Source organism: Pseudomonas koreensis, from assembly GCF_024169245.1.
In the GTDB taxonomy this organism is placed as follows: Bacteria; Pseudomonadota; Gammaproteobacteria; order Pseudomonadales; family Pseudomonadaceae; genus Aquipseudomonas; species Aquipseudomonas koreensis_F.
The window spans coordinates 5,289,604-5,312,500 of sequence record NZ_JALJWP010000001.1 but is presented as its reverse complement, the minus strand read 5'-3'; the positions used below and the strand labels follow the sequence as shown (position 1 = coordinate 5,312,500).

Annotated in this window: 16 protein-coding genes and 2 rRNA genes (1 of these 18 cut by a window edge); 11 read left to right on the top strand and 7 right to left on the bottom strand. The window is 58.8% G+C overall.

Annotated features, from left to right (window positions below):
• The 3 genes from J2Y90_RS23505 to mrdA all read left to right on the top strand — a co-directional run.
• A 23S ribosomal RNA gene (locus J2Y90_RS23505) occupies positions 1-507 on the top strand; it begins 2,387 nt to the left of the window's first position.
• Positions 508-661: 154 nt separating this feature from the next.
• Positions 662-777 (top strand): 5S ribosomal RNA (rrf, locus tag J2Y90_RS23500).
• Positions 778-969: 192 nt separating this feature from the next.
• Positions 970-2,862, top strand: a complete 1,893-nt coding sequence (mrdA, locus tag J2Y90_RS23495) for a penicillin-binding protein 2 (protein ID WP_253503875.1) — start codon at positions 970-972, stop codon at positions 2,860-2,862.
• Positions 2,863-2,908: 46 nt separating this feature from the next.
• On the opposite strand, the gene J2Y90_RS23490 is transcribed toward mrdA, so the two are convergent.
• Both J2Y90_RS23490 and J2Y90_RS23485 read right to left on the bottom strand, forming a co-directional pair.
• Complete coding sequence (locus J2Y90_RS23490; protein WP_253503872.1) at positions 2,909-3,313, bottom strand: lysozyme inhibitor LprI family protein; 405 nt, start codon at positions 3,311-3,313, stop codon at positions 2,909-2,911.
• Between the two features lie 48 nt (positions 3,314-3,361).
• Positions 3,362-4,276, bottom strand: a complete 915-nt coding sequence (locus J2Y90_RS23485) for an ADP-ribosylglycohydrolase family protein (RefSeq protein WP_253503869.1) — start codon at positions 4,274-4,276, stop codon at positions 3,362-3,364.
• Between the two features lie 176 nt (positions 4,277-4,452).
• On the opposite strand from J2Y90_RS23485, the gene J2Y90_RS23480 reads away from it, so the two are divergent.
• On the top strand, positions 4,453-4,941 hold the full coding sequence (locus J2Y90_RS23480) for an SRPBCC family protein (protein ID WP_253503866.1): 489 nt from the start codon (positions 4,453-4,455) through the stop codon (positions 4,939-4,941).
• 323 nt (positions 4,942-5,264) lie between these two features.
• Here the strand turns inward: J2Y90_RS23480 and acnA are convergent, their stop codons facing one another.
• Positions 5,265-8,006: an aconitate hydratase AcnA gene (gene acnA, locus J2Y90_RS23475; RefSeq protein WP_253503863.1), complete on the bottom strand. Its 2,742-nt coding sequence runs from the start codon at positions 8,004-8,006 to the stop codon at positions 5,265-5,267.
• A gap of 222 nt (positions 8,007-8,228) precedes the next feature.
• Between acnA and rlmM the strand changes: the two genes are divergently transcribed.
• Together rlmM and tusA are read left to right on the top strand one after the other, a co-directional pair.
• The gene (rlmM, locus tag J2Y90_RS23470; protein WP_253503859.1) at positions 8,229-9,302 is read left to right on the top strand and encodes a 23S rRNA (cytidine(2498)-2'-O)-methyltransferase RlmM; all 1,074 of its coding nucleotides are present in this window, start codon (positions 8,229-8,231) and stop codon (positions 9,300-9,302) included.
• 175 nt (positions 9,303-9,477) lie between these two features.
• Positions 9,478-9,726 carry a sulfurtransferase TusA gene (tusA, locus tag J2Y90_RS23465; protein WP_016775503.1) on the top strand — a complete coding sequence of 83 codons (249 nt, stop codon included), beginning with the start codon at positions 9,478-9,480 and terminating at the stop codon, positions 9,724-9,726.
• Positions 9,727-9,773: 47 nt separating this feature from the next.
• Here the strand turns inward: tusA and J2Y90_RS23460 are convergent, their stop codons facing one another.
• Positions 9,774-11,183: an MATE family efflux transporter gene (locus J2Y90_RS23460; RefSeq protein WP_367399446.1), complete on the bottom strand. Its 1,410-nt coding sequence runs from the start codon at positions 11,181-11,183 to the stop codon at positions 9,774-9,776.
• Positions 11,184-11,343: 160 nt separating this feature from the next.
• Between J2Y90_RS23460 and pdxB the strand changes: the two genes are divergently transcribed.
• Positions 11,344-12,489, top strand: coding sequence for a 4-phosphoerythronate dehydrogenase PdxB (gene pdxB, locus J2Y90_RS23455; RefSeq protein ID WP_253503855.1), 1,146 nt, complete (start codon positions 11,344-11,346; stop codon positions 12,487-12,489).
• A gap of 169 nt (positions 12,490-12,658) precedes the next feature.
• Here the strand turns inward: pdxB and J2Y90_RS23450 are convergent, their stop codons facing one another.
• A complete protein-coding gene (locus J2Y90_RS23450; RefSeq protein ID WP_253503851.1) occupies positions 12,659-12,838 on the bottom strand; it encodes a PA1571 family protein in 180 nt (59 codons plus the stop codon).
• A 258-nt stretch (positions 12,839-13,096) separates the two neighbouring features.
• Here J2Y90_RS23450 and J2Y90_RS23445 point away from each other — a divergent pair, with 258 nt between their 5' ends.
• The gene (locus tag J2Y90_RS23445; RefSeq protein WP_253503848.1) at positions 13,097-14,875 is read left to right on the top strand and encodes an ABC transporter transmembrane domain-containing protein; all 1,779 of its coding nucleotides are present in this window, start codon (positions 13,097-13,099) and stop codon (positions 14,873-14,875) included.
• A 119-nt stretch (positions 14,876-14,994) separates the two neighbouring features.
• Here the strand turns inward: J2Y90_RS23445 and J2Y90_RS23440 are convergent, their stop codons facing one another.
• Positions 14,995-16,923, bottom strand: coding sequence for a transglycosylase SLT domain-containing protein (locus J2Y90_RS23440; protein WP_253503845.1), 1,929 nt, complete (start codon positions 16,921-16,923; stop codon positions 14,995-14,997).
• Between the two features lie 214 nt (positions 16,924-17,137).
• Between J2Y90_RS23440 and J2Y90_RS23435 the strand changes: the two genes are divergently transcribed.
• Positions 17,138-19,060, top strand: a complete 1,923-nt coding sequence (locus J2Y90_RS23435; protein WP_253503842.1) for an ATP-binding cassette domain-containing protein — start codon at positions 17,138-17,140, stop codon at positions 19,058-19,060.
• Positions 19,061-19,234: 174 nt separating this feature from the next.
• Here the strand turns inward: J2Y90_RS23435 and J2Y90_RS23430 are convergent, their stop codons facing one another.
• Complete coding sequence (locus J2Y90_RS23430; protein WP_122612722.1) at positions 19,235-19,672, bottom strand: universal stress protein; 438 nt, start codon at positions 19,670-19,672, stop codon at positions 19,235-19,237.
• Between the two features lie 103 nt (positions 19,673-19,775).
• Here J2Y90_RS23430 and J2Y90_RS23425 point away from each other — a divergent pair, with 103 nt between their 5' ends.
• Positions 19,776-20,213: a hypothetical protein gene (locus J2Y90_RS23425; RefSeq protein ID WP_071173062.1), complete on the top strand. Its 438-nt coding sequence runs from the start codon at positions 19,776-19,778 to the stop codon at positions 20,211-20,213.
• Between the two features lie 525 nt (positions 20,214-20,738).
• Complete coding sequence (gene fadB / locus J2Y90_RS23420) at positions 20,739-22,886, top strand: fatty acid oxidation complex subunit alpha FadB (RefSeq protein WP_253503838.1); 2,148 nt, start codon at positions 20,739-20,741, stop codon at positions 22,884-22,886.
• Positions 22,887-22,897: the final 11 nt, after the last annotated feature.

Here is a 22,897-nt window from a genome sequence, read left to right as displayed (position 1 = left end):
TGGTTCTGTATGGAAGGGCCATCGCTCAACGGATAAAAGGTACTCCGGGGATAACAGGCTGATACCGCCCAAGAGTTCATATCGACGGCGGTGTTTGGCACCTCGATGTCGGCTCATCACATCCTGGGGCTGAAGCCGGTCCCAAGGGTATGGCTGTTCGCCATTTAAAGTGGTACGCGAGCTGGGTTTAGAACGTCGTGAGACAGTTCGGTCCCTATCTGCCGTGGACGTTTGAGATTTGAGAGGGGCTGCTCCTAGTACGAGAGGACCGGAGTGGACGAACCTCTGGTGTTCCGGTTGTCACGCCAGTGGCATTGCCGGGTAGCTATGTTCGGGAAAGATAACCGCTGAAAGCATCTAAGCGGGAAACTTGCCTCAAGATGAGATCTCACTGGAACCTTGAGTTCCCTGAAGGGCCGTCGAAGACTACGACGTTGATAGGTTGGGTGTGTAAGCGCTGTGAGGCGTTGAGCTAACCAATACTAATTGCCCGTGAGGCTTGACCATATAACACCCAAGCAATTTGCTGACCTGAAAAGGCACCAGATTGCGGTGTGTGAAGACGAAACGAACCGAAAGTTCGAAGTTCACAAACACCTAGCTGTCACATACCCAATTTGCTGAAGCGAGGCCATCTGGTCACGAGTCAGTACCCGAATTTCTTGACGACCATAGAGCGTTGGAACCACCTGATCCCATCCCGAACTCAGCAGTGAAACGATGCATCGCCGATGGTAGTGTGGGGTTTCCCCATGTGAGAGTAGGTCATCGTCAAGATTAAATTCCGAAACCCCAATTGCGAAAGCAGTTGGGGTTTTGTTTTGCCTGCGAGAAAGTTTTCAGAGGACGATCGGGGTAAATTCATCCTGAAGTGGACAGCCAGTTTTGGTATGGTGCAGCTCGTTTTTTAACGGACTGATGTCCTGCCCACGGATCGGCACTCATTTATGTCAAAGAGTTGCTGTAGAAATGCCTGAACCAATCCCGATCAAGGACCATGAAAAAGAGACGCGGCTGGTCAACAAACGCTTGATCGCCTGTGCTCTGTTCGTCTTCGCCATCAGCTGTGCTCTGGTTGTGCGCCTGTACATCCTCCAAGTAGTGGAATTCGACTACCACTCGACCATCTCCGAAAACAACCGTGTCCACGTCCTGCCGATACCGCCGACGCGCGGATTGATCTACGACCGCAACGGTGTACTTCTCGCCGACAACCGTCCCAGCTATAACCTGACCATCACCCGTGAGCGTGCAACCGACGTCAATCAGGAGCTGGACGATGTCATCAACTTGCTGCACCTGCCTGCTGAAGATCGCACGGTATTCGACAAGGCGATGAAACAATCCCGGCATCCGTTCACACCGGTCACCCTGTTTTATGAGCTGACGGAAGAGCAGATCGCCGTCCTGGCGGTCAATGAATTCCGTCTGCCGGGCCTTGATGTCGAACCGCAGTTTGTCCGGCACTATCCCCTCGGCGCACATTTCGCCCATTCGATCGGTTATGTCGGTCGGATCAATGAAAAAGAATCGAAAACCCTCGACTCCGTTGAATACCGTGGTACGCAGTCCATCGGTAAAACCGGTATCGAGCGCTTTTATGAAGCGCAGCTGCACGGCCATGTTGGTTACGAAGAGGTCGAAACCAATGCTCAAGGCCGAGTCCTGCGTGTGCTCAAGCACACCGATCCGGTGCCAGGCAAAAACATCGTCCTCAGCCTCGATGTGAAACTGCAGGAAGCCGCCGAAGCCGCGTTGGGCGACCGTCGTGGATCCGTGGTTGCTCTTGATCCGTCCACGGGAGAAGTGCTGGCCATGGTCAGCAACCCTAGCTTCGATCCGAATCTGTTCGTCACTGGCATCAGCTCCAAGGAATATTCGGCGCTGCGCGATTCCATCGACCGTCCGCTGTTCAACCGCGTATTGCGCGGCCTGTACGCCCCGGGTTCGACGATCAAGCCGGAAGTCGCCATCGCCGGTCTGGACGCCGGTGTCGTCACCCCGCAGACCCGCGTATTTGATCCCGGCTATTACCAACTCCCGGACTTCGATCACAAGTATCGCAACTGGAACCACAGCGGTGACGGCTGGGTGGACATGGATGCGGCGATAATGCGCTCCAACGATACCTACTTCTACGACCTGGCTCACAAGCTTGGCATCGATCGTCTGCACGACTATATGGCGATGTTCGGCCTTGGTGAAAAGGTCTCGCTGGACATGTTTGAAGAGTCGCCCGGTCTGATGCCGTCGCAAGCCTGGAAACGCGCGACGCGGCGACAGGCTTGGTATCCCGGTGAAACCGTCATTCTCGGCATCGGCCAGGGCTACATGCAGGTCACGCCGCTGCAATTGGCCCAGGCCACTGCACTGATTGCCAACAAGGGGATATGGAATCGGCCGCATCTGGCCAAGTCGGTCGACGGCGTAGCGCCGGTTGACGAGCACCCGATGCCGAACATCCTGCTCAAGGATCCGCGTGATTGGGAACAGGTCAACCACGGTATGCAGATGGTCATGCACGATGCTCGAGGTATTGCCCGAGCGGCCGCGGCGGGCGCGCAATACCGCATCGCCGGCAAGAGTGGTACGGCGCAAGTGGTGGCGATCAAGCAGGGTGAGCGCTACAACCGCGAGAAAACCCTCGAACGTCACCGCGACAACGCTTTATTCGTTGGATTTGCACCGGCAGAGCATCCAAAGATCGCCATCTCGGTAATGATCGAGAACGGCGAGGCTGGGGGGCGAGTCGCAGGACCAGTCGTCCGGCAGATCATGGACGCCTGGTTGCTCGATCAGGATGGCCACCTCAAGCCGCAATACGCTGCGCCGAGCAAAGCACCGGGTGACCCCCACGTTTGAGGCTTAACGGCTTCAGAACACAGGCTCCCGCGAGCGGAGCCTGTGATTACGTACTAGGTACCGGGCAACTCATGTCGCCTTCCTCACATTTCAGATATTGCTTGAGCGCCTCGACACGCGTCTTGGTCATGTCCGTCAGGCAATCGCTGTAAATCAATGGATAAACACTCCCACCCGCCACCGCGGATGCCGAAAACTTGCACTCGGCATCCCGAAAGCTGATCCACGCCCGTTGCGCGTTGACCAGCAGCTTCTTGCCGTCCGGGTTGTCCTTCAGGCGTCCGGTAATCTGCTGATAGAGCGTATTCAGTTCCTTGTCTGCCGCTTTGAAGGTTTGCCCCGCGCATTGATTCATCGTCGCCTGATCGTTGGCGTTGGAGCAATCAACGGCGGCGTGGGCGAATGGGGAAAATAAAAAAGGCGCAAGGGCCAGGAGCAGGCGCACTGACATTAGGTTCTCGCTGTATCGAGTGGAAAGAGCAAAACAGTGTAGCGATTGTTACGCACGTAACCTGGAGGCCTCAAGCAGGCGATCCGCAGTGGCTGCGATTTCTTCGCCTTCATGCAGCTGCTCCAGCCAGTGCTCAGGAATCGCCCGAGCGCCGTAGTAAGCGCCGGCCAACTGACCCACGATAGCAGCCGTAGTATCCGCATCATCACCGAGATTGGCTGCTTTGAGTACGGCGTCAGCGTAGCTCTGCGTGTGATGAAAGCACCACAAAGCGGCTTCCAGTGATTGGACGCTATAGCCGCTGCCTTTGATTTCAGTTTCCGCTTTATCGAGGTACTCACCCCGTGCGATCGCAACCACCTTGGGCTGGGAAAGCTCTGACAGTGGTGACCGGCGAAGCTGTGTTTTCTCCGCACCCTCCAGCGCTCTCGCGATCAGATCAGCCAGCAATTGGCAGCACTCGATTGCCTCCGGCGCCGCATGGGTTGTGCGCGAACTATCGGCAGCAAAGGTCTGGATCTGTCGAATGTCGGGAAAATAGAACAGCACGACGGGCGCCAATCGCATCAGCGAACCGTTGCCAGCGGTAAGAGGGTCAGTGGAACCCGCAAAAGGGTCCCCGGTTGTCTGGTACTGTTCCAGCGCCTGGCTCACGGTCATGCCGATATCGAAACATGTACCGGTGGAACTCAGGTATCCCCATTTCCACCAATTGAGATAACGCCCCATCTGATCAGCCGCATCGAAGCCGTTTTTGCTCAGCAGGCTCTCGGCCAGGCAGAGTGCCATGGAGGTGTCATCGGTCCATTGCCCCGGTTTGAGCTGGAACGGACCACCGCCGACCATATCACTCAGCGGTCGGAATGATCCTCGCGGTTGAAACTCGACCGTTGTGCCGACCGCATCGCCGCAGGCCAGGCCGAGGAGGGCGCCGCGATAACGATCGGCAAGAGAAGGCTGCATGATTCGTCCTTGTTTCTGCGGATTCGCTGAAAAGATAACAGGTCGGGCAGCGCTGATCACAGAGCGAAAACTACGGCAGGATGTGTCCGCAGGATTGCGTGGTTGCAGCGCTTCGATACAACTTCGCATTGGACACGTGGTCATACAAGCCTAGTGTTCAGAACATGAGGTGACGTATGAAACCAGTACCCAACAGTTTCGAACGCAAAATCACGCTCAAGGCGTCGCGCTCCCATGTCTGGCGTGCACTTGTCGATGCCGAGGCCTTTGGCCAGTGGTTCGGCGTGGCGCTGGAGGGCCGGCGGTTCATCGCCGGCGAATGGACACAGGGCCAGGTCACGTACCCCGGTTATGAACACGTATTGTGGAATGTGCTGATCGAGCGGGTCGAGCCGCAGCAGTTGTTTTCTTTCCGCTGGCATCCGTACGCAGTCAACCCGAAGATCGACTACTCCCAAGAGCCCACCACCCTGGTCAAATTCGAGCTGCAGGATTTTGAAGACGGCACGTTGCTCAAGGTCTCGGAATCCGGCTTCGCGCACATTCCGGATATTCGCCAGAAAGAGGCGTATTACATGGACAGTCGCGGCTGGGAGGAACAATTGAGCAGGCTTGAACAATTCCTCGCCGAAAGCGCCAAGGCCCGTGAAAGCGGTAGTGCCTGACAGGTCTAAGGGTTTTCGGAAGTGTTTGTATGGCGAATGTCTTACACGCGTTGGTAGCTTTTACGACTATTGCTGATTGGATCCACTGGGTAATCTACACACATCAACTGAGACACAGGGAGTGTTTCAGGATCATGGATGATCGACCATTTGCAAGGATCGCTGCCGACAGGGAGTCGATAATGGTCTTGGGAAAAACCCGCTTCGGCGGGTTTTTTTTCGTCTGTACGTAGGAGCTGCCGAAGGCTGCGATCTTTTGATCTTGCTCTTGAAAGCCAAAGTCAAAAAATCGCAGCCAAGGGCAGCTTCACAAATGTTGCTCCTTACGAAGCAATCAACTGCCGCAACACATAATGCAGAATCCCCCCCGATTTGAAGTACTCGACCTCGTTCAACGTATCAATCCGGCACAAGACTTCAATCTTCTCCTGACGCCCATCCTCGCGAGTAATCACCAGAGGCAGATTCATCCGCGGCGTCAACTCGACACCGCTCAGCCCCTGAATCTCGAATGTTTCCTTGCCAGTCAGATTGAGACTCTTGCGATTCTGGTCAAGCTTGAACTGTAACGGCAGCACACCCATGCCGACCAGATTGGAGCGGTGAATACGCTCGAAACTCTCCGCAATCACCGCTTTGACCCCCAGCAGATTGGTACCTTTTGCGGCCCAGTCACGGCTTGACCCGGTGCCATATTCCTGGCCGGCAATCACCACCAGTGGCGTGCCCGAAGCCTGATACTTCATGGCCGCATCATAGATGGCCAGTTTTTCCCCGCTGGGTATGTAGATCGTGTTGCCGCCTTCCTCGCCCCCGAGCATTTCGTTGCGGATACGAATATTGGCGAAGGTCCCGCGCATCATCACTTCGTGATTACCGCGACGTGAGCCATAGGAGTTGAAATCACGCGGCTCGACGCCTTTTTCCTGCAGATAACGCCCGGCCGGGCTGTCGATCTTGATATTGCCGGCGGGGGAGATGTGGTCGGTGGTTACCGAATCACCGAGCAAGGCCAGTACCCGCGCACCTTTGACGTCTTTGACTTCCGGCAAAGGGCCGGAAATATCGTCAAAGAAAGGTGGATGCTGAATGTAGGTCGAATCGTCCTGCCACACGTAAGTCGCCGCTTGCGGCACCTCGATGGCTTGCCATTGCTCATCACCGGCGAACACTTCGGCATATTCCTTGTGGAACATCGCCGTGTTGACCTGATTCACCGCCTCGGCGATTTCCCGGCTGCTTGGCCATATATCGCGCAGATACACCGGATTGCCTTGCTGATCCTCGCCCAGCGGTTCGCTGCTGATATCCGTGCGCACGCTGCCAGCCAATGCATAGGCGACGACCAGCGGCGGCGAGGCCAGCCAGTTGGTTTTAACCAGCGGGTGCACCCGGCCTTCGAAATTGCGATTACCGGACAGTACTGACGCGACGGTCAGATCGGCTTTCTGAATGGCCTTCTCGATCGGGTCCGGCAGCGGCCCGGAGTTGCCGATGCAGGTGGTGCAGCCATAGCCGACCAAAGAAAACCCGAGCTGATCAAGGTACTGAGTCAGCCCGGCAGCCTTGTAATAGTCGGTGACGACTTTCGAACCGGGGGCCAGTGAGCTTTTCACCCACGGCTTGCGCGTCAGGCCTTTCTCGACAGCTTTTTTCGCCAGCAGCCCGGCCGCCATCATCACGCTCGGGTTGGAAGTGTTGGTGCACGAGGTGATCGCGGCGATGACCACGGCACCGTTTTTCAGGCGATAGGTTTTGCCGTCATATTCGTAATCCGCTTCGCCCACCAGATCGGCATTGCCCACGGCGACGCCGCCACCGCCCTCGCTTTCCAGGCGTCCTTCTTCCTTGCTGGTGGGTTTGAATTGCAGGTCGATGAAGTCACTGAAGGCCTGCGCCACATTCGGCAGCGAGACGCGATCCTGCGGGCGTTTCGGCCCGGCGAGACTGGCCTCGACGCTGCCCATGTCCAAGGCCAGGCTGTCGGTGAACACCGGTTCCTGACCCGGCAGACGCCACAGGCCTTGAGCCTTGGTGTACGCCTCGACGAGTTTCACCACTTCTGGCGGCCGGCCGGACAGGCGCAGGTATTCCAGGGTGACATCGTCGACCGGGAAGAAGCCGCAAGTCGCACCGTATTCCGGGGCCATGTTGGCGATGGTCGCGCGGTCGGCCAACGGCAGGTCGGCGAGGCCATCGCCATAGAATTCGACGAATTTGCCAACCACGCCTTTCTTGCGCAGCATCTGCGTGACGGTCAGCACCAGGTCGGTCGCGGTGATGCCTTCCTTGAGCTTGCCGGTGAGTTTGAAGCCGATCACCTCCGGAATCAGCATCGACACCGGTTGCCCGAGCATCGCCGCTTCCGCTTCGATCCCGCCAACGCCCCAGCCGAGCACGCCGAGGCCATTGATCATAGTGGTGTGAGAGTCGGTGCCGACCAGCGTATCGGGGAAGGCGTAGGTGCGGCCATCCTCTTCTTTGGTCCACACGGTGCGGCCGAGATATTCGAGGTTGACCTGGTGGCAGATGCCGGTGCCCGGCGGTACCACACTGAAGTTATCGAACGCACTCTGGCCCCAGCGCAGGAAGGCATAGCGCTCGCCATTGCGTTGCATTTCAATGTCGACGTTCTGTTCGAATGCACTGGCGCTGCCAAACTTGTCGACCATTACCGAGTGGTCGATCACCAGATCCACCGGCGACAACGGATTGATCCGTTGCGGGTCGCCACCGGCCTTGGCCATCGCCGCACGCATCGCAGCGAGGTCGACTACGGCAGGGACGCCGGTAAAATCCTGCATCAACACGCGAGCCGGGCGGTACTGGATTTCCCGATCGGAGCGGCGCTCCTTGAGCCAGGCGGCAATGGCCTTGAGGTCGGCACCGGTCACGGTTTTTTCGTCTTCCCAGCGCAGCAGGTTTTCCAGCAAGACCTTCAACGACATCGGCAACTTGTCGAGGTCGCCCAGGCTTTTGGCGGCTTCCGGCAGGCTGAAATAATGGTAGGTCGTGGCGTCGATTTGTAGGGTTTTCAGTGACTTCAGACTATCGAGGGACGGCATTACGATCACTCCTTTGAGTCCGCACGGCTACGGACTGAGGGGACGGACAGAGCATTAAACCTAGCCCTGTTTTGAGTAGCTGGCTAATAACTGGACTCTATGGGCGGAACCAAGGTTCCGACTTCGGCTATCATGCGCCGGTTTTCGTGACAGGCATTGCGGCAGCGCAAGGCTTGAGCATCGCGCAGCAGCCGAATCATCGACTGCTGCCCAGGAGTAAGAATGAACACCCTATTCATGCATTGCCGGCCCGGCTTCGAAGGCGAAGTCTGTTCGGAGATTTCCGACCTCGCCGCCCGTCTCGATGTCGCCGGTTACGCCAAAGCCAAAACGGCTGCGGCCTGCGCCGAGTTTGTCTGCACCGAAGCCGACGGCGCCGAACGCCTGATGCGCGGTCAGCGTTTCGCCGAACTGATCTTCCCGCGGCAGTGGGCGCGCGGCTTTTTCATCGATCTGCCGGAAAACGACCGGATCAGCGTGATCCTCGCGCACATGGCCGATTTCCCGGTGTTTGGCAGTCTGTGGCTGGAAGTGGTCGATACCAATGACGGCAAGGAACTGTCGAACTTCTGCAAGAAGTTCGAAGGCCCGCTGCGCAAGGCTCTGACAGCCGCTGGCAAACTGGTCGAAGACGCCAGCAAGCCGCGTTTGTTACTGACCTTCAAAAGCGGACGCGAAGTATTTCTCGGCATGGCCGACGCCGGCAATTCGGCCATGTGGCCGATGGGCATTCCACGCCTGAAATTTCCCCGCGAAGCGCCTAGCCGTTCGACCTTGAAGCTGGAAGAGGCGTGGCACCACTTCATTCCGCGTGATCAGTGGGAAGATCGTCTGCACAGCGACATGACTGGCGTCGACCTCGGTGCCGCGCCGGGCGGCTGGACCTGGCAACTGGTCAACCGTGGCATGCTGGTCACCGCCATCGACAACGGCCCGATGGCTGAAAGCCTGATGGAAACCGGCCTGGTCCAGCATCTGATGGCTGACGGGTTCACCTTCAAGCCGAAGCAGCCGGTTGACTGGATGGTCTGCGACATCGTCGAGAAACCGGCGCGCAACGCTGCGATGCTGGAAGAGTGGATTGGCGAGGGACATTGCCGCGAGGCGGTGGTCAACCTGAAGCTGCCGATGAAACAGCGTTATGCCGAAGTGAAGCGCCTGCTGGAGCGGATTGCCGATGGCTTCAAGGCTCGCGGGATCAAGGTTGATATCGGCTGCAAGCAGCTGTATCACGACCGCGAAGAAGTGACCTGCCACTTGCGCCGGCACGATACCAAGAAAGCCAGATCCCGCTGAAATAGCGATAGCCCTGTGTAGGAGCTGCCGAAGGCTGCGATCTTTTGACTTTGTTTTTGAAGATCAGGATCAAAGATCGCAGCCTTCGGCAGCTCCTACAGGGGGCGGTGTAAAGCCACAGATGACCGAATACCCGGCAATGCGCGACAATGCCGGCCAGTTTCTGGAGTGAACCATGAGTGAAATGATCGATACCCCGGTCGATGGCACCCTCGACGCCACCGGCCTCAATTGCCCGGAGCCGGTAATGATGTTGCACCAGCACATCCGCGATCTGGTACCCGGCGGCCTGCTCAAGGTGATCGCCACCGATCCCTCGACCAAACGCGACATCCCCAAGTTCTGTGTGTTCCTCGACCATGAACTGGTTAGCCAGCATGAAGAGGCCGGCACTTATCTGTACTGGATTCGCAAGAAGTCCTGACTCTGGGCAAAAAAAGACCTGCAAATGCAGGTCTTTTTTATGGGTGATCAACCCGCCGAACGACTGATCCGAATCCGCTTGCGCGCACTGCGTGTCAGACGGATCGACAGCATCAGCGCCGCGCAGCTCAAACCGACAATCAGACCCTGCCACAAGCCGCTCGGGCCACGTGGCTCGCCGAGCCAGTCGCTCAGGCCCAGCGCGTAACCGACTGGCAGACCAATACCCCAATAGGCGAACAGGGTCAGGATCATCGTCACCCGAGTGTCCTGATAGCCACGCAGCGCGCCAGCCGCAGTGACCTGAATTGCATCGGAAAACTGGAACAGCGCCGAATAGACAATCAGCATCGCCGCAATGTGAATCACCGTTGGGTCAGCGGTATAAATCGCCGCAATTGGCTCGCGCAGCAACAGCATCAGGCTCGCCGACAGGCAGGCGTAGGCCAGTGCGGTGCCCATGCCGACACCGGCGGCAAAACGCGCCTCACGCGGTTCCTCGCGGCCCAGCGCCTGGCCGACGCGCACGGTGACCGCCATGCCCAGCGAATAGGGGATCATGAACACCAGCGAACTGACGTTGAGCGCGATCTGATGGCCGGCCACCACCGTCGCGCCGAGGCTGCCAATCAGCAGGGCGATCACGGCGAAGATGCTCGATTCGGCAAACACCGCGATGCCGATTGGCAAACCGATCGACAGCAGACGTTTGATCACCGCCCACTGCGGCCAGTCGAAGCGGCCGAACAGTTCGCTCGAGCGATAGGCCGGCGCCCAGCGTTCGTAACCGGCCAGCCCCACCGCCATCACCCACATCACGATCGCCGTGGCCCAGCCGCAGCCGACGCCGCCCATCGCCGGCACGCCGAAGTGGCCATAGATGAAGATGTAATTCAGCGGGATGTTCAATGCCAGACCGCACAGGCCCAGCACCATGGCCGGGCGGGTGCGGCCGATGCCGTCACTGGTGCAACGCAACACGTGATAGAAGGCCACCGCCGGCAAGCCGCTGGCGATGCCGTGCAGGTATTGCATGCAAGGGCCGATCAGCTCTGGGTCGACCTTCATCAGGTGCAACACCGGTTCAGCGGCGACCAGCATCGAGGTGGCGATCAATCCCACCACCAATGCCAGCCACAGCGCCTGACGCACGATCGGGCCGATCTCGCTGTGCTTGCCGGCGCCGAAACGTTGCGCCACTTTCGGCGTGGTGGCGAGCAGGGTGCCGGTCATCAACAGAAACACCGGCACCCAGATCGAGTTGCCCAGTGCCACTGCCGCCAGATCCTTTGGCCCGACCCGCCCGGCCATCACTGCGTCGACGAAGCCCATGGCCGTGGTCGCCAGTTGCGCGATGATGATCGGCAGCGCCAGGGCGAGCAGGTTTTTCAACTCCAGACGAATCCGCGCAGGGCGGGTCAGGGAGACAGCGACAGGTTGGTCAATTACAGGGTTCACAGGCAAAGCGTCCAGAAAATATTGATGCACGGGGCGGGGCATTCTACGCCGCTGACACCCCGGTCAGGAAAAATCCTCTGTTGCGCATTTGTAAGCGCAAAGGCTGCTGGCTGATCGACGCGTCTGCACCTAAACTGCCGATCCGCCCAAGGAGCCCGCCATGCTGATTGTTGCCGACGAAAATATCCCGCTGCTCGACGCTTTTTTTGCCGGTTTCGGCGAGATCCGCCGGGTGCCGGGCCGCTCCATTGACCGTGCGACGGTCGAGCAGGCCGATGTGTTGCTGGTGCGTTCGGTGACCAACGTCAATCGTGCGCTGCTCGAGGGCAGCAAGGTGCGCTTTGTCGGCACCTGCACCATCGGCACCGATCATCTGGATCTGGATTACTTCAACGAGGCCGGCATCTGCTGGTCTAGCGCGCCGGGGTGCAATGCCCGGGGTGTGGTCGATTACGTACTGGGCAGTCTGATGACGCTGGCCGAAATCGAAGGCGTTGATCTGACTCAGCGCACCTACGGCGTCGTCGGCGCTGGTGAAGTCGGTGGTCGCTTGGTCAAGGTCCTGAAGGGCCTGGGCTGGAACGTAAAGGTTTGTGATCCGCCGCGTCAGGCTGCCGAGGGCGGCGATTATGTCAGCGTTGAGCAGATCATCGAACAGTGCGACGTGATCAGTCTGCATACACCTTTGACTCGTAGTGGCGACGACGCGACCTGGCATTTGTTTGATCGACAGCGTCTGCAGCAACTCAAGCAAGGTGCATGGCTTATCAACGCGGCGCGCGGCCCTGTGGTGGACAATGCTGTACTGCGTGAGGTGCTGCTCGAGCGAGAAGACCTGCAGGCAGTGCTCGACGTCTGGGAAAAAGAGCCTGAAGTCGATGTTGCGCTGGCCGATCTTTGTGTATTGGCGACGCCGCATATTGCCGGGTACAGCCTCGACGGCAAGCAACGTGGGACCGCGCAGATCTATCAGGCCTTCTGCGCTTTCATGAGCCAGCCTGCGGTTATCCAGTTGAGTGATCTGTTGCCCGCACCGTGGCTGTCGGAAGTTTCCCTGCACGGCGACAGTGATCCGGCATGGGCGCTGGCGATGTTGTGCCGCGGCGTGTACGACCCGCGCCGCGATGATGCGGATTTCCGCCGTAGTCTCGTTGGAAATGTCGCTGAGCAGCGTGCGGCGTTTGATGTGTTGCGCAAGCAGTATCCGGTGCGACGCGAGATCGAAGGGCTGAAGGTGCGGATTGAAGGGGATGCGCCGGAGTTGCGGCAGATTGTCGAGGCGCTTGGGGCAATCCGTGTCCCATAAGGGCATTGGCTGTAGGAGCTGTCGAGTGAAACGAGGCTGCGATCTTTTGATCTTGCTTTTTGAAGATCAAAAGATCGCAGCCTTCGGCAGCTCCTACACGATTTGCAGCTAAATCAGGCGCATAAAAAACCCGGCCAATCAGGGCCGGGTCAGGAAGACGGTGGCTATATCACTCTTGTTCGGCAGGCTTGACCAATCGCTTCTCCAGTTCGCGGCAAGCGTCCTGGATCATGTTTTCAGTGATCGGTACTTCGCGCCCGTCCTTATCGATAATCGAGCAACCCAGAGACTGGTCGGGTTGGGTGCGGATCACTTCAATCTTGTCTTCGCTGCTGTGTTGCAAGGACATGGCCTGTCTCCTCATCAGGTTGTGAGCCTAAGTTAAAACCGCCACGTGACCAGGCTGTGACAACTCCCTGCGGTCTGTCGGCGGGCGGCATCTCTACTCAAACAGAAATGACCGCTCGTCTCAACCGCAACCTTAGACCAATCGTTTCTAGCATCCGGACATCCCGGGCATATTTAACCTGACTCATTGTGATTTACAGAGTTCCACCCCATCTGAGTCTGTAGGCTGGCCCGATCCATCTGCACAGACGTGAATTCCATGATCTCCATGCTTTCTTCCCGACACCGGCGCGCCCTGCGCCTGACCAGTCATTTTCTCCTGCCGTATCGCTGGCATGCCTTCGGCGCTTTGCTCGCGCTGATCGTCACCGCCGGCATTACCCTGTCGATGGGGCAGGGCATCAAGTTGTTGGTAGACCAGGGTTTCATGACCCGATCGCCGCATCTGCTCAATCAGTCCATCGGCATTTTCATGCTGCTGGTGCTCGGGCTGGCGCTCGGCACTTTCGCTCGTTTCTATCTGGTGTCGTGGATCGGCGAGCGCGTGGTCGCCGATATTCGTCGTCAGGTGTTCAATCACCTGGTGTATCTGCATCCGGGCTTTTATGAGGACAACCGCAGCTCGGAAATCCAGTCGCGCCTGACCGCCGATACCACGCTGCTGCAATCGGTGATCGGCTCGTCCCTCTCGCTGTTCCTGCGCAATCTGCTGATGGTGATCGGCGGTGTGGTGCTGCTGTTCATTACCAATCCGAAGTTGACCAGTATTGTCGTGATTGCACTGCCGCTGGTGATCGCGCCGATCCTCATATTTGGCCGCCGCGTGCGCAATTTGTCGCGCCAGAGCCAGGATCGGATCGCCGATATCGGCAGTTACGTGTCGGAAACCCTCGGTCAGATCAAAACCGTGCAGGCCTACAACCACCAGGTCCAGGACGAGCAGCGTTTCGCCTCGACCGTCGAGCAGGCTTTCGAAACTGCGCGTAAACGCATTTTCCAGCGGGCGTGGTTGATCACGCTGGTGATCGTGCTGGTGTTGGGCGCGGTGGCGGTGATGTTGTGGGTCGGCGGTATGGACGTGATGGCGGGTCGGATCTCTGCCGGGGAGCTGGCGGCATTCGTGTTCTATAGCCTGATCGTCGGCAGTGCGTTCGGTACGTTGGGCGAAGTGATCGGTGAGCTGCAGCGCGCTGCGGGCGCCGCCGAACGGATCGCGGAATTGCTGCGCTCGGAAAACATCATTCAGCCACCGACGAGCGGATTGGTGACGCTGCCCGCGCGGATCAGAGGTGAGCTTGAGCTCAGGGAAGTGCGCTTTTCCTACCCGTCGCGTCCAGAAAGCTACGCCGTCGACGGCTTGGATCTGACGGTGAGGGCGGGCGAAACCCTTGCACTGGTAGGGCCGTCTGGTGCGGGCAAGTCCACGATCTACGACCTGTTGCTGCGCTTCTACGATCCGTGCGAGGGCCAGATTCTGCTCGATGGCGTGCCGCTCACCAGCCTTGATCCGCTGGACCTGCGCCGCTGTTTCGCACTGGTCTCGCAAACCCCTGCGCTGTTCTTCGGCAGTGTGGAGGAAAACATTCGCTATGGCTGCCCTACCGCCACGCTTGCGCAGGTCAAGGAAGCTGCGCGAATCGCCCACGCCCACGACTTCATCGAACAGATGCCGGACGGCTATCAGACTCATCTCGGCGACGGCGGCCTTGGACTGTCAGGCGGTCAGCGCCAGCGCCTGGCTATCGCCCGAGCCTTGCTGGTGGACGCGCCGATCCTGCTGCTGGATGAAGCCACCAGCGCCCTCGATGCACAGAGCGAGCATCTGATCCAGCAGGCCCTGCCGACGCTGATGGAAAACCGCACCACGCTGGTGATCGCCCACCGACTGGCCACGGTGAAGAACGCTGATCGAATTGCAGTGATGGATCATGGAAAGCTGGTCGCGGTGGGGACACACCAGCAATTGATCGCCAGCAATCCGCTGTACGCGCGGCTGGCGGCGTTGCAGTTTAATGATGGCCACGCAGTGGACTCGTAGGAGCTGCCGAAGGCTGCGATCTTTTGATGTAAAAATGCCCGCAGTCAGATGCGGGCATTTTTTAAGCAAGATCAAAAGATCGCAGCCTTCGGCAGCTCCTACGTAACCGGGATTACCGGTTATTGATCATCAAAATACCGCTCATGCCAATCCACCAGCGGTTGTGGCGAGTTGAGCTTCTGACCATAGATCACCGAGTACGACAGCACGTTCTGCACGTACTGACGGGTTTCGTCGAACGGAATGCTTTCCACCCAGACGTCGAAGCTCAGGTGATCGGCGCCGCGCAGCCACTGACGCACGCGTCCGGGGCCGGCGTTGTAAGCGGCCGAGGCGAGCACGCGGTTGCCGTTGAACTGACTGTGCACCTGGCTCAGATAAGCGGCACCGAGCTGGATGTTCTTGTCCGGATCGAGCACTTGCTGTGGCGAGGCCAGCGGAATGCTGAACTTGCGCGCGGTTTCCTTGGCGGTGCCCGGCATCAATTGCATCAGACCGCTGGCGCCGACGCCCGAGCGCGCGTCGTCCATGAAGGCGCTTTCCTGCCGGGTGATGGCGAACACCCAGCTCGAATGCAGTCCACGCACCTTGGCTTCGCGCACGAGGGTATCGCGGTGCGCCATCGGGAAGCGGATGTCCAGATCGTCCCAATACTGCGCCTGACTGATGGTGCGAATCGCCGGGAAGTACCACTTCAGGTCGTAGGCCAGCTTGGCCTGGGCGACCATTTCATCGCGGTTGAAATGGCGGCTGACGTGATACCACTCGCGACGCCCGTCGACGATCTGCCCGCGCGCGTGAAACTCCAGCGCACGACGTACACCGGGGGTGTTTCGCACTTTGTTGATCAGTGCCTGGCTCAGCACCAGCGGCTTGTTGTTCAGCGAGTAAGGCGACTGTGAACGGTCTGCGGCGAGGAAGCCGTAGAAGTCACGTTCCCGCGCCAGATTCTTGTACAGGGTCAGCGCTTGCGGGTTTTGTGGCTGGGCCAGTTCCAGGCTGCGCGCCTGCCAGTAGCGCCAACGGTTAGTGGTGGCCAGGTCTTGCGGCAGACGTTTGGTCAGCTCGTACGCATCATTCCAGCGGGCCAGACGCAGCAGCAGGCGCAGGCGCCATTCCGAGACGGTGTTGTCGCGCAGCTCCGGATCGTATTTGGTCATCACGTCCAGGGCGCGGCTGTCGAAACGGCGCGCGAGGGTCAGACCGATCTCACGGGCGATCGCGACTTTTTCATCACGAGAAAAATGCATGCTGCTGGCATAACCGTCGAGCAAGGCCATGGCCTTGTCCGGGTCCTGCCTGGCGAGGCGGCGCAGGCCGAGGCTAACCACGTCGGACATCGGCTCGTCGGCCGGGGTGAAGCGCGAGGGCTGATTGAGCAGTTCGGGTTTCTGCGCCACGTCGACCAGCAAGCGACCGCGCGGGGCGAGGGTGGTCAGGCCGTTGATCAGACTGTTGGCCAGCGGATAATTGCGTGCTTGCGCGGCGAGCTTGGTGCGCTCCCAGCGTTTCTGCTCGGTCAATTGGCCGTCCGCGGCCCAGATACCGAACAGGGTGTCACAGGCGGCCGGTTGCGATTTGCCGGTCAGCCAGAGTTTTTCCGCGTTGGCATAGCCTTCGGCTTTCTTGTCGTGGCTGATCTGATACTGCGCGTTGAGGCAGTCGAGCTCGGTGAAGTTCAGCTTCGGATCGTAGTACTTGACGAAGGTCGCCCAGTCGCCGCGGTCGGCGAGCCAGCGCAACCAGCGCAGCTTCATCCAGTTGGCTTGCGGCAGGTCGCCGTGTTCGGCGAGGAATTTCTCGATCTCCGCATTGCTCGCCGTCTTCAGGCGCGCAGTCAGTTCGTCGTAGGCCAGGTACGGTTCCAACGGATAATCGGCCAGCGCCTGGCTGTAGCGGAAATACGGGCCGGTATCGCCCTTGGCCAGGGCGCGTTTGGCTTCATCGTAATACTGGCGTTGGGTGGAAAGGTCCACCGCCTGGACGGATTGAGCGGCAGCGGCGGTGAGTAACAAGCAGGACAAAACACTGAGAAGGCGACTGCGCATGAGACATCCGGGCAGAGAAATCATGACAAGTGCTGACCGAAATCCGCACTGAATTGCCTGTAGCTTAGCCTTTTGCCAGCAAGCGGCGAAAGCTTTGCGAGCCTCGCTGCACAAGTTCGCAACAAATGTTGTGCAGAGTGCTTCGACCGACAAATTGCCGGCCTGCTGAAGCCCCAAGTCGGGTAGAATGCGCCCCCGGTTTTTGGAGAAGCTCATGACCCTGCTCAAATTCAGCGATGTGTCCCTTGCGTTCGGCGCTATGCCGTTGTTGGACAAGGTATCCTGGCAGATCGCCCGTGGAGAGCGGGTGTGCATCATCGGCCGCAACGGCACTGGCAAGTCCAGCATGATGAAACTGGTCAAGGGCGATCAGAAGCCCGATGACGGCTCGGTGTGGCGTGCCCCCGGTCTGAAAATCGGCGAATTGCCGCAAGAATTGCCGGTGGCCGACGACCGGACGGTATTCGACGTGGTGGCTGAAGGCCTCGATGGTGTTGGCGCGTTGCTCGCCGAATATCACCATCTGAGCCAGAACATCGTCACCGACGCCGATCTGGACAAGCTGATGCACGTCCAGCACGACCTCGAAGCCCGTGACGGCTGGCGCTTGCAGACGCTGGTCGACAGCACCCTGAGCCGCCTGCAACTGCCGGCCGACAAGACCCTTGCCGAGCTGTCCGGCGGCTGGCGTCGTCGCGTCCTGCTGGCGCAGGCGCTGGTGTCCGAACCGGATCTGCTGCTGCTCGACGAACCAACCAACCACCTGGACATCGGTGCGATTGCCTGGCTCGAAGAAGCGCTGAAAGATTTCCAGGGCGCCGTGCTGTTCATCACGCACGACCGTTCCTTCTTGCAAAACCTGGCCACTCGCATTCTTGAACTGGATCGCGGCGGCCTGATCGACTGGAACGGCGACTACGCCAGTTTCCTCGTGCACAAAGAGGCCGCACTGGCCGCTGAAGAAACCGCCAATGCGCTGTTCGACAAGCGCCTGGCTCAGGAAGAAGTGTGGATCCGCCAGGGCATCAAGGCCCGGCGTACCCGTAACGAAGGCCGCGTGCGTGCGCTGAAGGCCCTGCGCGTCGAGCGCAGTGAGCGTCGCGAGCGTACCGGCAAAGCCAACATCCAGCTGGAAACCGCCGACAAATCCGGCAAGCAGGTGATGGTGCTGGAGAACGTGAGCTTCGCGCACCCGGGCGGGCCGTTCCTGATCAAGGATTTCTCCATGGTCCTGCAGCGCGGCGACCGTATCGGTCTGCTCGGCGCCAACGGTACCGGCAAGACCACACTGCTGAAACTGATGCTCAGCGGTCTGCAACCGACCAGCGGCAAAGTCGAAGAGGGCACGCGCATCGACGTGGCCTATTTCGACCAGTTGCGCCATCAGCTGGATCTGGAAAAAACCGTGATCGACAACGTCGCCGAAGGTCGTGACTTCATCGACATCGACGGGCAGAGCCGCCACGTGCTGAGCTATCTCGGCGACTTCCTGTTTAGTCCGCAGCGTGCGCGCACGCCGGTCAAGGCGTTGTCGGGTGGTGAGCGCGCACGACTGTTGCTGGCGAAGCTGTTCAGCAAACCGGCCAACCTGCTGGTACTCGACGAACCAACCAACGACCTCGATGTGGAAACCCTCGAGCTGCTCGAAGAAGTGCTGCTGACCTTCAACGGCACCGTACTGATGGTCAGCCACGACCGGGCATTCCTCGACAACGTGGTCACCAGCACGCTGGTCTTCGAGGGCGAAGGCAAGGTTCGTGAGTACGTTGGTGGCTATCAGGACTGGATCCGTCAGGGCGGCTCGCCGCGTCTGCTGGGTGTGACTGAAAGCAAGTCGGGCAAGGCTGACCTGAATTCAGCGGTGGTTACCGCTGAACCTGCTGTGGTTGCTGCGCCTGCCGCTGCTGCACCGGCTGCCAAGAAGAAGTTGAGCTACAAGCTGCAGCGCGAGCTGGAAGCCTTGCCGGGCGATATCGACGCCAAGGAACAGCAGATTGCGGCGGTTGAGGCGGAAATGGCTGAGGCCGGTTTCTATCAGCGTCCGCCGGCGGAAACGGCCAAGGTGATAGCTTCGCTGGAGCAACTGCAGGCCGAACTGGATGTGTTGGTTGAGCGTTGGGCCGAGCTGGATGCCTGATTGATCCTGATATGAAAAAGCCCGGCGCTCAGTAATGAGCGCCGGGCTTTTCATATGTAAACGCAGTTCCCTTGTAGGAGTGAGCCTGATCGCGATAGCGGTTTGGCATTCAACGAATTTGTCGACTGTCAGAACGCTCTCGCGAGCAGGCTCACTCCTACATGGAACATTATTTCAGCGTTTGACCAGGTGCACCGCCAGTACATCGCAAGGCGCACCGTGCAGCACGTCGTTGGCAGTCGAGCCAAGCAACAACGCCAGGCCGTGACGGCCGTGGCTGCCGACCACGATCAGATCGCACGCTTGTTCCTTGGCGAAGTGATGGATTTCCTGGCGTGGCTGGCCGTAGGTCAGATGGCAATTGGCGCCTTCGAGCTCGGGATATTTCGATTTCAGTTTTTCCAGACGTTCCTTGGCCTGATCGAACTGCTGTTGTTGCAGTTGTGACAGGTCCATCGGCACGTCGCCGCCGAACGCCATGGCCATCGGTTCAACGATATGCACCAGCGACAACTTGGCACCGTTGCTCACCGACAGCTCGCGGGCGCGGTGGATCACAGGGTCGCACTCTTCGGTCAGATCTACAGCGACCAGTATGTGGTGGTAGGGCATGAGGTGCTCCTCCTGAGGGTTCGATATTGGTAAGTATGGCTGGTTTCAAGCGCATTGGTTCGCTAGTGACACAATGGGCTCATCAAAAATCGGGAGTACAGATATGACGGTCTGGCTGGTGGTGTCAATCCTGCTGGTAGTTTTAAGTCCGCTGGCCTGGTTGCGCCCATCGCGTACGCAGAGCGGGCGCATGGCCCTGCGCATGGAGGCGCGACGCATCGGCCTGGCCATGCAACTGGCGCCGCAGGAGTGGCCGCACTGGCTGTTGCCTGAGCCGCCGAATCCGTGCGCCCAGTACCACCGGCCGCGGCGTGGCAGTCAGCCGGCGTGCTGGACGTACTGGCAGAAAACCCCGGGCGTTTGGGTCAATCAATGGCAAGAAGTCTGCGATGACCGGACGCTGCTGGATTATTTCGAAAAATTGCCGGGCAATGTTTTCAAGATCGAAGCGGACAAGCAGATGATCGCCTTGTACTGGGGCGAGAAGGGCGAGGCGACGGTTTTGCAGGATATCGATGCGACCTTGAAAGCGCTGGCGTGATGCGTGGACTTTTCTCACTGCAACGGTGTGAAACATCCGGCAGACGCGCAATAAAAAGCCCGACATGATTCGTCGGGCGGGACCGCCAGGCAGGCCGGTAATCTTTTTCACGACAGGCGCTTTGTGCGCCCCGGCACATTCTCCGAATGTCCACCTAGCGTAGCCTTCTGAACAGGGGGCGTCGGGAATTAGGGCGACTTTTCTAACTATTGATTCTATGAATGACTGGCCATGCGGGCGCGTGTTGCTACTCATCATGGTGCAAGAATGACTGCAAAGTCGCTTTTCAGCCCGAATTTAGGGCGATTGACAATTGTCTGAAATTCCGTGAATGTGACGTACCCGAATCAAACGGGCGTATGAATTGAGCGTTTGTCTTACAGACTGCTCCTACAGAATCCCGACTATCGCGTTGGCGGGTGTGCCAGGCGGACAGGTATCAGCATCGACGAACAAGCGTCCTTCTGAGCCATATGCCTGCCTCCGACGTGTACTGTTCAGCTTCCATATCGTGGAGATCAGTTGATGATTTACGAAGGTAAAGCCATCACGGTTAACGCTCTTGAAAGTGGCATCGTCGAATTGAAATTCGACCTCAAGGGTGAGTCCGTCAACAAGTTCAACCGTCTAACCCTGAACGAACTGCGTCAGGCCGTAGACACCATCAAGGCAGATGCTTCGATCAAGGGTGTGATCGTCAGCAGCGGCAAGGACGTGTTCATCGTCGGCGCCGACATCACCGAATTTGTCGACAACTTCAAGCTGCCGGATGCCGAGCTGGTTGCTGGCAATCTCGAAGCCAACAAGATCTTCAGCGATTTCGAAGACCTCAACGTCCCAACCGTCGCGGCCATCAACGGTATCGCCCTCGGTGGCGGTCTGGAAATGTGCCTGGCGGCCGACTATCGCGTCATGTCCACCAAGGCCAAGATCGGTCTGCCGGAAGTCAAGCTGGGCATCTACCCAGGCTTCGGCGGTACTGTGCGTCTGCCGCGTCTGATCGGTGTCGACAACGCCATCGAGTGGATTGCCGCCGGCAAGGAAAACCGTCCTGAAGACGCACTGAAAGTCAGCGCCGTCGACGCCGTGGTTGCTCCAGAGAAGCTGCAGGAAGCTGCCCTTGAACTGATCAAACGGGCCATCTCCGGCGAGTTCGATTACAAGGCCAAGCGTCAGCCGAAACTTGAAAAACTCAAGTTGAACGCCATTGAACAAATGATGGCTTTCGAAACCGCCAAAGGTTTCGTGGCTGGCCAGGCCGGCCCGAATTACCCGGCGCCGGTTGAAGCGATCAAGACCATCCAGAAAGCCGCGAACTTCGGTCGCGACAAGGCACTGGAAGTGGAAGCTGCAGGCTTCGTCAAACTGGCCAAGACCTCCGCTGCGCAGAGCCTGATCGGCCTGTTCCTGAACGATCAGGAATTGAAGAAAAAGGCCAAGGCCTACGACGAAATCGCCAAGGACGTGAAGCAGGCTGCCGTACTCGGCGCCGGCATCATGGGTGGCGGTATCGCTTATCAGTCGGCCTCCAAAGGCACGCCGATCCTGATGAAGGACATCAACGAGCACGGTATCGAACAGGGTCTGGCCGAAGCTGCCAAGCTGTTGGTCGGGCGCGTTGACAAGGGTCGCATGACCGCCGCGAAGATGGCGGAAGTGCTCAACGGCATTCGTCCGACCCTGTCCTACGGTGACTTCGGTCACGTCGACCTGGTCGTCGAAGCTGTGGTCGAGAACCCGAAGGTCAAGCAAGCGGTATTGGCTGAAGTCGAAGACAAGGTCAAAGAGGACACCATTCTCGCGTCCAACACCTCGACCATTTCCATCAGCCTGCTGGCCAAGGCCCTCAAGCGCCCGGAAAACTTCGTCGGCATGCACTTCTTCAACCCGGTGCACATGATGCCGCTGGTGGAAGTGATCCGTGGCGAGAAGTCCAGCGAGCTGGCCATTGCCACCACCGTTGCCTACGCCAAGAAAATGGGCAAGAACCCGATCGTCGTCAATGACTGCCCGGGCTTTTTGGTCAACCGCGTGCTGTTCCCGTACTTCGGCGGTTTCGCCAAGCTGGTCAGCGCCGGTGTCGACTTCGTGCGTATCGACAAGGTCATGGAAAAATTCGGCTGGCCGATGGGCCCGGCGTACCTGATGGACGTGGTCGGCATCGACACCGGTCACCACGGTCGTGACGTCATGGCTGAAGGTTTCCCGGACCGCATGAAGGATGACCGTCGTTCGGCTATTGACGTGCTGTACGAAGCCAAACGCCTGGGCCAGAAGAACGGCAAGGGCTTCTACGCCTACGAGGCCGACAAGAAAGGCAAGCAGAAGAAAGTCGCCGATCCGTCGGTGCTGGAAGTGCTCAAGCCGATCGTTTACGAGCAGCGCGAAGTCACTGACGAAGACATCATCAACTGGATGATGATCCCGCTGTGCCTGGAAACCGTGCGCTGCCTGGAAGACGGCATCGTTGAAACCGCCGCCGAAGCCGACATGGGTCTGGTCTACGGTATCGGTTTCCCTCCATTCCGTGGCGGTGCGCTGCGCTACATCGATTCGATCGGTGTTGCCGAGTTCGTTGCCCTGGCTGACCAGTACGCTGATTTGGGCGCGCTGTACCACCCGACCGCGAAGCTGCGCGAAATGGCCAAAAACGGCCAACGCTTCTTCGGTTAAGCGCCCCCAAC

What these genes read in the sequence shown, in the direction of transcription:
- acnA (WP_253503863.1), bottom strand. Translation starts at nt 8,006, where the DNA reads ATGCCGTCCCTCGATAGTCTGAAGTCACTGAAAACCCTACAAATCGAC.
- tusA (WP_016775503.1), top strand. Translation starts at nt 9,478, where the DNA reads ATGAGTGAAATGATCGATACCCCGGTCGATGGCACCCTCGACGCCACC.
- J2Y90_RS23485 (WP_253503869.1), bottom strand. Translation starts at nt 4,276, where the DNA reads ATGCAGCCTTCTCTTGCCGATCGTTATCGCGGCGCCCTCCTCGGCCTG.
- rlmM (WP_253503859.1), top strand. Translation starts at nt 8,229, where the DNA reads ATGAACACCCTATTCATGCATTGCCGGCCCGGCTTCGAAGGCGAAGTC.
- J2Y90_RS23490 (WP_253503872.1), bottom strand. Translation starts at nt 3,313, where the DNA reads ATGTCAGTGCGCCTGCTCCTGGCCCTTGCGCCTTTTTTATTTTCCCCA.
- mrdA (WP_253503875.1), top strand. Translation starts at nt 970, where the DNA reads ATGCCTGAACCAATCCCGATCAAGGACCATGAAAAAGAGACGCGGCTG.
- J2Y90_RS23430 (WP_122612722.1), bottom strand. Translation starts at nt 19,672, where the DNA reads ATGCCCTACCACCACATACTGGTCGCTGTAGATCTGACCGAAGAGTGC.
- J2Y90_RS23435 (WP_253503842.1), top strand. Translation starts at nt 17,138, where the DNA reads ATGACCCTGCTCAAATTCAGCGATGTGTCCCTTGCGTTCGGCGCTATG.
- J2Y90_RS23445 (WP_253503848.1), top strand. Translation starts at nt 13,097, where the DNA reads ATGATCTCCATGCTTTCTTCCCGACACCGGCGCGCCCTGCGCCTGACC.
- J2Y90_RS23425 (WP_071173062.1), top strand. Translation starts at nt 19,776, where the DNA reads ATGACGGTCTGGCTGGTGGTGTCAATCCTGCTGGTAGTTTTAAGTCCG.
- fadB (WP_253503838.1), top strand. Translation starts at nt 20,739, where the DNA reads ATGATTTACGAAGGTAAAGCCATCACGGTTAACGCTCTTGAAAGTGGC.
- pdxB (WP_253503855.1), top strand. Translation starts at nt 11,344, where the DNA reads ATGCTGATTGTTGCCGACGAAAATATCCCGCTGCTCGACGCTTTTTTT.
- J2Y90_RS23480 (WP_253503866.1), top strand. Translation starts at nt 4,453, where the DNA reads ATGAAACCAGTACCCAACAGTTTCGAACGCAAAATCACGCTCAAGGCG.
- J2Y90_RS23440 (WP_253503845.1), bottom strand. Translation starts at nt 16,923, where the DNA reads ATGCGCAGTCGCCTTCTCAGTGTTTTGTCCTGCTTGTTACTCACCGCC.
- J2Y90_RS23450 (WP_253503851.1), bottom strand. Translation starts at nt 12,838, where the DNA reads ATGTCCTTGCAACACAGCAGCGAAGACAAGATTGAAGTGATCCGCACC.